Origin of the sequence: Geovibrio ferrireducens (genome assembly GCF_026226615.1) — a bacterium.
Classification (GTDB): domain Bacteria; phylum Chrysiogenota; class Deferribacteres; order Deferribacterales; family Geovibrionaceae; genus Geovibrio; species Geovibrio ferrireducens.
On the sequence record NZ_JAJAPB010000007.1, the window covers coordinates 76,849 to 88,541 of the forward strand.

Genomic DNA, 11,693 nt, shown 5'->3' on the forward strand with positions numbered 1-11,693 from the left:
TACCTTTGTTCAGCGCAGCTTTTCCAGTATTTCCATTACTGCCGAAATGCAGTCTTCCTTTTTGACAGCAACGGTTTCTCCGGTTCTGCGCACAGTTACCTCTACATTCCCCTCTGCAAGCGACTTTTTGCCGATTGCAACACGGACAGGATAACCCACCAGCTCAGCATCGGTGAATTTAACACCCGCCCTTTCATCCCTGTCATCGTACATAACATCAAGACCAAGGCCTGAGAGCTCTTTATAAATAGTATCTGAAAGATCCGCCACTGCCTGCTCATTGGGGTTGAGGGAAACGATAACAACCTCAAAGGGGGCAAGCTGAACAGGCCATATTATACCTTTTTCATCGTGGTTCTGCTCTATGGCGGCGGCAACAACCCTTGTCACCCCTATTCCGTAGCAGCCCATGATCATCGGGTTTCTTTTGCCTTCCTTATCAAGGTACACGGCGTTCATGCTTTCGGAATATTTCGTTCCGAGTTTGAAGATGTGCCCCACCTCGATTCCTCTGGTGAGAACATACTTTCCGCCGTCAACAGGGCAGATGTCCCCTTCGATGGCGTTTCTGAAATCGCCGAAGGTTCTGACCTCAAAGTCCCTGCCGAGGTTAGCGTTTATAATGTGCAGATCCTTGATGTTCGCACCCATGACAACGTTCTTCATGGCGCGCACGGCGTAATCGGCATAAACTTCTATCTTGAGCCCTGCGGGGCCTATGAAGCCTGCGGGGGCTCCGCCTGTCTGCTCTGCTATGTCTTCATATGAGGCAAGCTCCGCCGAGGGAGCGCCGAAAAAGTTTTTGACCTTGGCAAGGTTGAGTTCGTGATCCCCTCTTACGAGGAAGCAGTAGAATTTGCCGTCAACATTGACAACCATAGCCTTGAGGATCTTCATAACCGGAACACCGAGGAAAGCGGCAAGCTCCTCCACTGTTCTGGTATTGGGGGTTTCCTTCTCCGCTGCGGGAAGGATCTCCTCTTTCCACTCCTCCCAGTTATCAGCGCATACAGCCTTTTCAAGGTTGGCTGCGTAGCCGCCCCTGTCACTGCTGATTACGCTGTCCTCACCTGTATCGGCAAGCACCATAAACTCGTGTGAATATGAACCGCCGATGGCGCCGGAATCGGCCTCGACCATAGTGTACCTCAGGCCGCAGTCATCGAATATGCGGCGGTATGCATCACGCATTTTGCCGTAGCTGACATTTGCGCCCGCATCATCCACATCAAAGGAGTATGCATCCTTCATTATGAACTCTCTGCCGCGCATCAGGCCGAATCTGGGGCGGACTTCATCACGGAATTTTGTCTGTATCTGGTAGAGGTTTATGGGAAGCTGTTTGTATGAGGTGATGAAGCTTCTTACTATATCAGTCGTAACTTCCTCGTGGGTGGGGCCGAAGCAGAAGTTTCTGTCGTGCCTGTCCTTTATGCGGAGAAGCTCCTTGCCGTAATAGCTCCAGCGGCCTGACTCCTCCCACATTTCAGCGGGCTGGACAGCAGGCATGAGAATCTCTATGGCGCCTGAGGAGTCCATGTTTTTTCTTATTATATTTTCAGCCTTGCGGATAGCCTTGAGTCCCAGGGGGAGGTAATCGTAAATCCCTGAAGCGAGTTTTTTGATCATCCCTGCCCTGAGCATAGCCTTATGGCTTACTACTTCCGCCTCTGCGGGTATTTCTCTGAGCGTGGGGATAAAGTATCTGGTTAATCTCATGCCGCCTCCGAAAATGATGGTTGAATATCCGAAAAAGGTTACAATTATTCGGTACATAAATCAACGGGTACTTTTACCATAATTTCTTTGATCTGCCCATCCCGTTGGGCTATAGTGAATAACGTGCGGCGGGGGAATTTATGCAGGATAAACAGCTCGGACAGTTGCTTATAGAGATGGGCTACCTCACGGAGGAACAGCTCGGTGTCGCACTGAGTGTTCAGCGTGTCCACTCCGGAATTCTGGGGGAGATACTCACATCCCTTGCGTTCGTCTCCTCCGCTGAAACCGCCTCCGCTGTCGCAAAACAGGCAGGCAGACCGTTCACTGATATTTCAGGCATCAGGCCGGACAGCGCTCTCCTGCGGATGTTTGATACTGAAATGCTGAAAAGCCTCTCATTCATACCTTTTGACCGAAGCGGAGATACAGTCCGCATAGCCTCGGCAGACCCCTTTGACATACGCATAACGGACATTGTCCGCAGGAAAACAGGCTTCAGGCCGGAAATCCATGTGGCGGACAGGGAAAGCATACTCAGGAGCATTGAGATAAGCTTCTACCTCATAGAAAAGCCGGTGCGGGACGAAATATCCCGCCTGATTGCTCAGAGTGCTGATACCCCTTCCCTTTTGGACAATATACTGAAATACGCCGTCACGGAGCGGGCAACGGACATCCACATCTCCCCCGAAGCACTGGGAGCGCACATTTTTTTCCGCACTGACGGCATAATGAGGCACTGCTTCTCCATTCCCGCCGGTATCCACGCATCGCTCATTTCACGGATTAAGATACTCTCCCATCTTGATATAGCGGAACAGCGCCTCCCGCAGGACGGCTCCATGACTGCGGAGTTTTTCGGCGGGGAATATGACATACGAGTGTCAACCATACCCACTGCCTACGGGGAGAACGCAGTGCTGAGGCTTCTGGGCAAAAATCTCTCCATGTTCAGTCTGGAGAGCCTCGGCTTTGACGAATCAGTGAGAGGAAGGCTTGAGAAATGCTTCGCCAGACCGCACGGAATATTCCTCGTCACAGGTCCCACGGGTTCAGGAAAAACAACCACGCTTTACTCCGCATTGCGGAGGATTAACGCTCTTCAGCGGCGCATCCTCACTGTGGAAAACCCTATAGAATACAGGTTTCCATTCATAAAGCAGACTCAGGTGAACGAAAGGGCAGGCTACACATTCCCCGCCGCCATGAAGGCATTTCTCAGGCAGGATCCGGATGTCATACTCCTTGGGGAAATGAGGGATGAGGAAACAGCGGAAATAGCCATGCGCGCCGCCATCACCGGACATCTGGTTCTCTCCACCATGCACACAAACGATGCAGTAACCGCCGTTCCGAGGCTTCTTGATCTCGGAATAAAAAATTATCTCATCGCCTCCGGCGTTTCGGGCATTATGGCTCAGAGGCTTGTGCGCAGGGTATGCCGCTTCTGCGCTGTGAGAAAGGAAACAGATGCTGGCGACATCCTCTCATGCGGCATAGACCCTGAAACAGCTGCCAAGGGGAGCACAGACGGGAAAATTTACCTGCCCGAACCTGCGGGATGCCCTCACTGCGGCGGCACTGGCTACACAGGCAGAACTGTGATCTCGGAATTTCTGGAAACCGATGAAGAGATTCAGGACATGATTATAAAAGGCGCAACCCCCAACGAGATACATAAGGCCTCGCTGAACAAGGGTATGCTGACAATGGCTGATGACGGCTTCCTCAAGGCTGTAAAAGGGATAACCACCCTCAGTGAAATCCGCAGAGTGGCGCTGAAATGACCTTCTCAGTGTATGCGTTTGACCCGGCGGGGAAAAAGCAGCGCCTCACAGTGGAAGCGTCCGATGCGCAGGAGCTCACCGCTTATCTCGCGCACTGCGGGCTGGAACCGCTGAAAATCAGGGAAGCTTCTCCCCTGACACGTTTTTTCCGCAGGAAGCACAGGATTTCTCCGGAGGAGCTCACCGAGATTCTGGAGAGCCTGCACCTCGTGATTAAATCAGGCATACCTCTTTCCACGGGGCTCAGGGAACTTACCGGAGACACAGATAATAAAGATGTAAAAAATATATTAAACCGCATATCATTCCGCACCTCATCCGGAGATTCGTTCTCCGGAGCCTGTGAGTCATGCGGCGGAGTGTTCGGCGAAACCGTGCTGAGCCTTATCCGCATAGGGGAGGAAACAGGCAGGCTGGATAAAACCCTGAAAGACGCATCAAACCATGTGCAGAGGGTGACAAACCTTAAAGCGGGCATCCGTCAGGCACTTATGTACCCCGCATTTGCCTTCGCAGCGCTGATGTCCGCCCTTCTCTTCTGGATTATCTATGTAATGCCGCAGATGGCAGATACCTTCCGTGTGTTCGAAACGGAGCTTCCCCCCGTTACTCTGGGAATACTCCGTGTTTCCGCATTTCTGGGCAGATACGGTCAGCTGCTCCTGATGCTTGCGGCGGCTGTCTGCCTGCTGTTTGTCTATCTGCGCAGAACAGACATCGGCTTCCGCCTGAAAACCGACAGAATTATCCTGAGAATACCGGTTGCGGGCAATCTGATATTTTTGTTCAACATAGCCTTCTTTGCCGAATACATAAGGCTTATGACTGGCTCCGGTCTGCCGCTGTACCGTTCACTGACGGTTATGGAGGAGAGCTTCACAAACAGGGTGTTCACAGGGGCGGTCAAGGGCATTATGGATACTGTCAGCCGGGGAGAGTCGTTCTCCTCCGCAATGGCGGGGCAAAAGCTTTTCCCGCCGCTCATGGTGAGGATGGTCAGCATAGGCGAGCAGACAGGGCATCTCACCGAACAGCTTGCCTCAGCGGCTGAACATTACCTTGAAAAGGCTGAAAGAACGGCAAAAACAGTGTCAAAGGTGCTGGAACCTGCCGTGATTGGCTTTGTGGGAATATTCATGCTGATAATCTTCATAGGGCTCCTCAGCCCGGTTTTCAGCCTCATCAGCGGAATAAAATAGCTACAGCAGAATAAACCCGGCAGCGGCTGAAAGCCCCACCACAGCCCATGAAGGAGTCTTCATAAACTGAAGAAGTCCGAATGCGCAGAGAGCTATTATCACCTCGAAACGTCCTCCGATCCCCTCTGTGAAAACCGGATTGTAAAAAGCGGCAAGAAGAAGCCCCACGACAGCGGCGTTTGTCCCGGCAAGTACACTCTGGGCAGGGGGCAGGCTGCGCAGCTTCTCCCAGAAGGGCAAAACACCCAGAACAAGCAGCATTGAAGGAAGAAATATAAAAACAAGGGCAAGCATTCCCCCTGTAAATCCGTTGGGTTCCGCATGGGACGCAGCGCCGAGATAAGCGGCAAATGTGAACAAAGGCCCCGGAACCGCCTGAACTGCTCCGTAGCCCGCCATAAACTCATCCCTTCCCAGCCAACCGCCCGCAGTAACCTCCGCCTGAATAAGCGGCAGAACAACATGGCCGCCGCCGAAAACCAGTGAGCCCGCCCTGTAAAAGCTGTCCGCAAGCCTGACAGAATGCAGATCAGAATAAGAAGCCGCAAAAGGAAGGAGAACAAGAAGAGAAAAAAACAGCGCAAGATACAGCGCCCCGCTTCTCACAGAAAAACGCTTCACCGCGGCAGCTTCCCCCTGCTGACGCATTATAAGGAAATACCCCGCCGCGCCTCCGGCAATTATAACGCCTATCTGCATCAGACCGGAAGAGACAGCAAGCACCGCACAGGCTGATATTATTGCTATTCCGGCTCTCAGTCTGTCCGGGCAAAGCTTCACCGCCATCCCCCACACAGCGTGGGCAACCACTGCGACAGCCGCCACCTTAAGCCCCTTAAGCCAGCCCGAATCAAGGGCTCCGCTGAATGAGGCAAGCCCGTATGCGAAAGCTATCATCGCAAGGGAGGAGGGCATGGTGAAACCGACCCATGCGGCAAGACCGCCAAGCTTCCCCGCCCGTCTGAGCCCCACGGCAAAACCCACCTGACTGCTGGCTGGCCCCGGCAGGAACTGGCACAAAGCCACAAGATCAGCATACTCCTGTTCGCTCATCCATTTTCTGCGGGCTACAAACTCATCCCTGAAATAACCCAGATGCGCCACAGGCCCCCCGAAGGATGTAAGCCCCAGCCGAAGGAACACTGTGAATACTTCTAATATATTTTTCATTCCACTCATTGAATCTTCTCCGCTGTTGATATATTATCAATATAACATAACAATATCGTAAGTCAATATTGTAATCCGATATTAAAGGACTATTTATGCAAAGGGAAGCCGAACTGGCGTTTATAAAACTGCATATACTGCACCATGCGGCGAAAGAGGAAGTCTACGGAGCAGGGCTGATGGAGGAGCTTGCCCGCCACGGCTACAGGATCGGAGCCGGAGTAATGTACCCTGCGCTGGCGAAGATGGAGAAACAGAGCCTTATCTCCTGCCGCACGGAAAATGTGGGCGGCAAGCAGAGGAAATATTACAGAATAACGGAAAACGGCAGAGAACTGCTTGCTGAGATGAAGCTGAAAGTTGAGGAACTGCACGAAGAGCTTAATGAGGATTAAGCCGACAGACGATAAGCACAGGCTTCTTTTGCGATTTTGCGTCATTGCGAACCCTGAACTTTATGTATATTTAGAGACTGCCGCGTCGCTTCACTCCTCGCAGTGACACTGTAACCGACTTCGCTCCGCACGGCGCAGTCCCATCCATGGAACTGTTTTGCGTCATTGCGAACCCTGAAAGGGTGAAGCAATCTCTTGTTGATAACATCAAACTGTACATCCTGTCAGTTTGATGTACACGCTCGCGCCGTGATAAACACGGCTTCGCTACGCACGGCGCAACTCCGTTCATGGAGTTGTGAGACTCTTCGCTATCGCTCAGAGGAGAAGGCTATTCTTCTCTTTAATTCATCCGCATGCTCAAGAGCCCGCCTCCTTATATCCTCCTTATCTCCTGCGAGGTAAGGCACAAAAAGATAGCTGCCGCTCACCACGGGCTCTGCATACACCATTCCGGTGTACTCGGCAAACTCTTTAATATCATTCAGAAGGTTAAACGCAGGTTTGGACGATGAGTCATCAACCCTGCCACCCATAGTGGCGGAGGCTATGAGCGTTTTCCCCCTGAGCTTCTCCCCGCCTTCACCGAAGGCAAATCCGTCCGTAAAAACATCAGAGAGCCATTTCTTGAATATCCACGGCATATTAAACCACTGGAGCGGGAACTGGAAGATGATAATATCCGCATCTAAGAGGGCGGCCTGTTCAGCTTCCACATCGAAGCATCCGCCGGCTGAAATGTCTGTGAGGCAGCGCACAGCCACCCCGTCCGTTTTACTGAGTTCCTCTGCTATTGTGCTGTTAACAACAGAGCTCTCCGGACTGGGGTGACCGGACACCAGAAGTATTTTATGCATCAGTACTCTTTATTTCGTTCCGAAAAGCCTGTCTCCGGCATCGCCGAGACCGGGGACAATATAGCCGAGCTCATTAAGCTTTTCATCAAGGGCAGCAGTGTACACCTTAATATCAGGGTGAGCGCTGCAGAAAGCCCGCACACCTTCGGGAGCGGCGATCAGGCTCATAAACTTGATCGATTCCGCACCCTTCTCCTTAAGCATTTGCGCCGCGGCAATAGCGGAACCGCCTGTTGCCAGCATGGGGTCTATCAGTATGAACTCCCTCTTCTCGCAGTTCTGCGGAACCTTGAAGTAATACTGCACAGGTTGGAGGGTTTCGTGATCCCTGTAAAGGCCGATATGCCCCACACGGGCGGAAGGCATGAGTTTAAGCACGCCCTCCACCATGCCGAGCCCCGCACGGAGAATCGGCACGAGCACCACCTTCTTGCCGGAAACCTCATCGGCTTCCATCTCACAGATAGGGGTTTTTATCTTAACCTTCCTCAGGGGAAAATCTTTGGTAATTTCATATGCCATAAGCATGGCAACCTCATCCACAAGCTCCTTGAAGTCCCGCTTTGAGGTTTTTTTGTCCCTGATGTAACGCAGCTTATGCTGAATCAGCGGGTGGCTGATCACAGTAAGATTCTTAAACTCCTCCATTACTTATCCTCAGGAAGAATCAGGTTGAGAACAACGCCCACTATACCCGCAAGCCCTATGCCGCCGAGGGTAACTTTCCACATGGAAAGGTTAACGCCGCCTATTCCGCATACAAGAATAACGGAAGAGATGATCAGGTTTCTGGGTTTGGACATATCAACTTTTGCCCTGACAAGGGAGTTGATGCCTATGCCCGCTATCATTCCGAAAAGAAGGAACATTATGCCGCCCATTACAGGAACGGGGATGGTTTTAAGCACAGCGCCGAGCTTGCCGAAGAAGGCAAGGCATATGGCAAACACTGCCGCTATGCGCATATACATAGGGTCAAAAGCCTTTGTGAGCGCCACTGCGCCCGTAACTTCGGAATATGTGGTATTGGGAGGTCCGCCGAGAACGCTTGCCATACTTGTCGCAAGACCGTCACCGAGGAGTGTTCTGTGGAGTCCGGGGTCTTTGAGGTAGTCTTTCCCCGTGGTGGAGCTTATTGCGAGAACATCGCCCACGTGCTCAATAGCAGGAGCAATGGCAACAGGGAGTATGAATATAATCGCTTCTATATCAAACTGAGGAAATGCAAAAGAACCGTTTCTGGAAGCCTCTATCCAGGGAATGGAGATCCATGCTGCCTGCATAATGGGCTCAAAGCTCACATGCCCCATGATGAGGGCTGCGATATAACCGACACAGATTGCAGTAAGTATAGGGATGAGGCTGAGAATTTTTCTGCCGTATGCAACTACTATTATGGCAGTAAGGAGGGTTATTCCGGCGATGATTACCGCCCTTATGCTGTACTGACCGTCACCGAAGTGCTTTGTCATGCCAACAGCAACAGGGGCGAGGTTGAGGCCAATCACCATTATAACAGGGCCTGTGACAATGGGAGGAAGGTATCTTTCTATCGCCTTCACTCCGCCCTGCTTCACAAGCAGACTGAATAAAATATAGGTAAACCCTGCGCAGGTAAGACCGCCGAGAGTTTTGGCAACGCCGAAATTCTGCATACCGTACTGAATAGGTGCGATAAATGCGAAAGAACTTGCAAGAAAAACAGGCACTTTACCCTTTGTAATAACCTGGAAAAGCAGAGTTCCGGCTCCTGCGGTAAACAGGGCGATTGACGGGTCAAGCCCCGTCAGCAGGGGAACAAGAACCAGCGCTCCGAATGCCACGAAAAGCATCTGAAGCCCCAGAATGGTCTTCTTTACTCCCGAAATAGTCTCCATAAAACCTCCTTAATTTATAATAAAAATTTTTCCATCCCTGGAAAATTTTTATACACGCTCGCGCCGTGGTGAACACGGCTTCGCTGCGCCCATCCGGTTATTGAGACTCTTCGCACAAGCTCAGAGTGACGCTGTTCAGTGTGTCATTCTGAGGCGCAGCCGAAGAATCTCCATCCCCCTTTACAGGCGTAACTCCGCAAATCTGGTTATTGAGACTCTTCGCACAAGCTCAGAGTAACGCTGTTCAGTGTGTCATTCTGAGGCACAGCCGAAGAATCTCCATCCCCCTTTACAGGCGTAACTCCGCCCATCCGGTTATTGAGACTCTTCGCACAAGCTCAGAGTGACGCTGTTCAATGTGTCATTCTGAGGCACAGCCGAAGAATCTACATCCCCCTTTGCAAAGGGGGAAAGAGGGGGATTTCAGTTAATGCTTCCCGCTCATCGGCAGACCTGTACCCGTTCTGATTCGGATGCTTTCAGTCCGCCTTCCCAAACATTTACTCCGATACAAAAAACAATAATTATAAAAGATTTAACCGATCATTAAACATACGCAGACCGCACCCGGCGGCAACGCACAACAAAACATTTGATATTAAATTAATATTCTTTTCAGATCAAGCGGTGAATAAAATGCGCATTAAAAAAGCCGCTCCTTTCAAAAAAGAGCGGCCTGAGTATTCCGTGTCTATTCTGTTCTGAATCTTCTGACCAGAGAGTCAAGCTCTTCTGCCAGCCTCTGGAGATCCGTAACCGTCCGGCTGACCTCTGTCATACCGGATGAGCTTTCCTCCACACCTGCGGAGATAACCTGAACATTATCGTTTGTTCCGGCTATCGCCCTGCCCTGCTCATCCACGGCTGTTCTTATCACGGCCATAGCGGAACGGATGTCGTTAACAGCGTCCACTATATTGTTAAAATATCCGTCAACTTCCTTAATTGCCCCGACACCTTCATCCACTGTCTTCTCTGCGCTGTCCATATGGGCGGAGGCGCTTTTTGTCTCAGTCTGGAGACTGGTTATCAGCCCGCCAACCTCTTTGGTGGCGTTCTGGGTTCTTTCCGCCAGCTTGCGCACCTCATCAGCAACAACGGCAAAACCTCTGCCCGCTTCCCCTGCCCTTGCAGCCTCTATAGCCGCATTCAGAGCCAGAAGGTTGGTCTGATCAGCAATATCGTTTATAACACTGATAATATCGCCTATTCTGGATGACGCTTCGCCGAGCCTGTCTATTGAGCCGGCCAATCTGCCCGTTTCGGCGCGGATGCCTTCGATCCTTTCCACTGCCTCAGTAAGCTGTCTGCGGCCGTTTTCAACCGTTTCCGAAGCTGTTTCCGAAAAGCTTATGCCGTCTGTCAGGCTTGCGTTTATTTCTCCTGCCGAGGCGCTCATCTCCTCCAGAGCGGCGGCAACTCCGGAAACCTGCGCCGCCTGTTCCTGAAACGTGCTGCTGAACTGTTCCGTGGTGGAAGCCAGTTCCGAGTTGCCTGATGCCACACCTGCGGCATTAAGCTTCACTTCGGAAATTATTCCGTTTATCTTTGATATAAACCTGTCAAAATGATCGCAGAGTACGCCGAGTTCATCATGCACACTGCTGTTGATTCTCCTGGTAAGGTCTCCTTCACCTCTGGAGATCTCCTCAAATATTCCTGCCAGAATTTTTACCCTTCTGAATACAAGCACATTAAGCACAGTAAACATTACCGCAAGAATAGTAATTACCAAAGCAGCAGCGCCGAACATGAATATTTTCACAATCCTGTTTGCTTCGTTTATCTCGGCCATAACTATTTCGGATTTTTCTGCCAGAAGGAAATAGCCTATCTCCATACCGTTCAGACCGGTTGCAGGAACTGCGGTGATAAAATATCCGCCAACCTCGGCATATCCGTCCTTCACAAGAAGAGCGGCATCTATATCCTTAACAGCGTCAACAAGCTCGCTGTTAAAGCTTTTCTGCGCGACCACATATCTGCCCATCTTCGGATTTTCCCGTGCTTCCTCAGCTATATCGAGATATTTCTGATCCATAAGCATGAGAACGTCAGTTTCTCTTTCCTTGAGTTCTTCAACTATGTCGTTTACTCCCTGAATAAACTCCATAGAGCCAACATACTCACCTTGATGGAAGATTGGCACAATAGCCCTGTGGGAAAGCCCTGCAAAGCCTATTTCAAAAACTACCATGGGCTTTCTTACTCTTTTCATTTCAATAAGCGAGTGACGGAATGAACTGAGGTCGTCCCCGTATTTTTTAGGACTCCATGCGCGCAGGAAAGACTTTATATCCGCGGTATGAATATGAATCTGAACATTTTTCAGTTTGGTATTTTCCTTAAAGCTCTCAGAAAGTTTCTGAATCGGCTCTAAGGCAAGCTCCCTGTTACCTGTGACCAGAGCATCAACAACAGCCTGATTGCTTACAACGGCAAGCGCATTTGTAAGCCCGACATCGTCTTTTGCGGCAAGTTTTTCATTAAGCGAATAGACAAGGTTGTCTGCTGTCTTTGCAAATACCGACTTAGATATGTCTCTGGTGAGACTGAGCATATACAGAAAAAGACCGGCAAAAACAACCAAGGACGCACCGAGAACAAAAACAGCAAGTTTCTTTTTAATCGAAATATTAAACATAAATAAACCTCAGAACCCTTTTTGTGTGGCAGATAAAGTTTC

Annotated in this window: 9 protein-coding genes; 3 read left to right on the top strand and 6 right to left on the bottom strand. The window is 50.7% G+C overall.

The features are described from left to right. Positions 1–9: 9 nt before the first annotated feature. Entirely contained in the window at positions 10–1,719 is a 1,710-nt protein-coding gene (locus OSQ85_RS09170; RefSeq protein WP_265822605.1) for a proline--tRNA ligase, read from the bottom strand. A 140-nt stretch (positions 1,720–1,859) separates the two neighbouring features. On the opposite strand from OSQ85_RS09170, the gene OSQ85_RS09175 reads away from it, so the two are divergent. Together OSQ85_RS09175 and OSQ85_RS09180 are read left to right on the top strand one after the other, a co-directional pair. Further along, complete coding sequence (locus tag OSQ85_RS09175) at positions 1,860–3,509, top strand: GspE/PulE family protein (protein ID WP_265822606.1); 1,650 nt, start codon at positions 1,860–1,862, stop codon at positions 3,507–3,509. Next, positions 3,506–4,708 carry a type II secretion system F family protein gene (locus OSQ85_RS09180; RefSeq protein ID WP_265822607.1) on the top strand — a complete coding sequence of 401 codons (1,203 nt, stop codon included), beginning with the start codon at positions 3,506–3,508 and terminating at the stop codon, positions 4,706–4,708. Before OSQ85_RS09175 ends, OSQ85_RS09180 begins: the two co-directional genes overlap by 4 nt. Here OSQ85_RS09180 and chrA read toward each other — a convergent pair whose 3' ends face one another. Continuing rightward, positions 4,709–5,887, bottom strand: a complete 1,179-nt coding sequence (gene chrA / locus OSQ85_RS09185) for a chromate efflux transporter (RefSeq protein ID WP_265822608.1) — start codon at positions 5,885–5,887, stop codon at positions 4,709–4,711. Between the two features lie 86 nt (positions 5,888–5,973). Here chrA and OSQ85_RS09190 point away from each other — a divergent pair, with 86 nt between their 5' ends. After that, positions 5,974–6,273, top strand: a complete 300-nt coding sequence (locus tag OSQ85_RS09190; protein WP_265822609.1) for a PadR family transcriptional regulator — start codon at positions 5,974–5,976, stop codon at positions 6,271–6,273. A 311-nt stretch (positions 6,274–6,584) separates the two neighbouring features. On the opposite strand, the gene OSQ85_RS09195 is transcribed toward OSQ85_RS09190, so the two are convergent. The 4 genes from OSQ85_RS09195 to OSQ85_RS09210 form a co-directional block, all read right to left on the bottom strand. Further along, positions 6,585–7,130 (bottom strand): NAD(P)H-dependent oxidoreductase, encoded by a 546-nt coding sequence (locus OSQ85_RS09195; protein WP_265822610.1) that lies wholly within the window; start codon positions 7,128–7,130, stop codon positions 6,585–6,587. 9 nt (positions 7,131–7,139) lie between these two features. Further along, positions 7,140–7,778 (bottom strand): uracil phosphoribosyltransferase, encoded by a 639-nt coding sequence (gene upp, locus OSQ85_RS09200; protein WP_265822611.1) that lies wholly within the window; start codon positions 7,776–7,778, stop codon positions 7,140–7,142. Further along, positions 7,778–9,007, bottom strand: a complete 1,230-nt coding sequence (locus tag OSQ85_RS09205; protein ID WP_265822612.1) for a uracil-xanthine permease family protein — start codon at positions 9,005–9,007, stop codon at positions 7,778–7,780. Before OSQ85_RS09205 ends, upp begins: the two co-directional genes overlap by 1 nt. Positions 9,008–9,698: 691 nt before the next feature. Beyond that, positions 9,699–11,651: a methyl-accepting chemotaxis protein gene (locus OSQ85_RS09210; RefSeq protein WP_265822613.1), complete on the bottom strand. Its 1,953-nt coding sequence runs from the start codon at positions 11,649–11,651 to the stop codon at positions 9,699–9,701. Positions 11,652–11,693 lie beyond the last annotated feature (42 nt).

Excerpts from the sequence above, each read along its gene's own strand:
- OSQ85_RS09190 (WP_265822609.1), top strand. The coding sequence starts at position 5,974 with ATGCAAAGGGAAGCCGAACTGGCGTTTATAAAACTGCATATACTGCAC.
- OSQ85_RS09180 (WP_265822607.1), top strand. The coding sequence starts at position 3,506 with ATGACCTTCTCAGTGTATGCGTTTGACCCGGCGGGGAAAAAGCAGCGC.
- OSQ85_RS09210 (WP_265822613.1), bottom strand. The coding sequence starts at position 11,651 with ATGTTTAATATTTCGATTAAAAAGAAACTTGCTGTTTTTGTTCTCGGT.
- chrA (WP_265822608.1), bottom strand. The coding sequence starts at position 5,887 with ATGAGTGGAATGAAAAATATATTAGAAGTATTCACAGTGTTCCTTCGG.
- OSQ85_RS09195 (WP_265822610.1), bottom strand. The coding sequence starts at position 7,130 with ATGCATAAAATACTTCTGGTGTCCGGTCACCCCAGTCCGGAGAGCTCT.
- OSQ85_RS09175 (WP_265822606.1), top strand. The coding sequence starts at position 1,860 with ATGCAGGATAAACAGCTCGGACAGTTGCTTATAGAGATGGGCTACCTC.
- upp (WP_265822611.1), bottom strand. The coding sequence starts at position 7,778 with ATGGAGGAGTTTAAGAATCTTACTGTGATCAGCCACCCGCTGATTCAG.
- OSQ85_RS09170 (WP_265822605.1), bottom strand. The coding sequence starts at position 1,719 with ATGAGATTAACCAGATACTTTATCCCCACGCTCAGAGAAATACCCGCA.
- OSQ85_RS09205 (WP_265822612.1), bottom strand. The coding sequence starts at position 9,007 with ATGGAGACTATTTCGGGAGTAAAGAAGACCATTCTGGGGCTTCAGATG.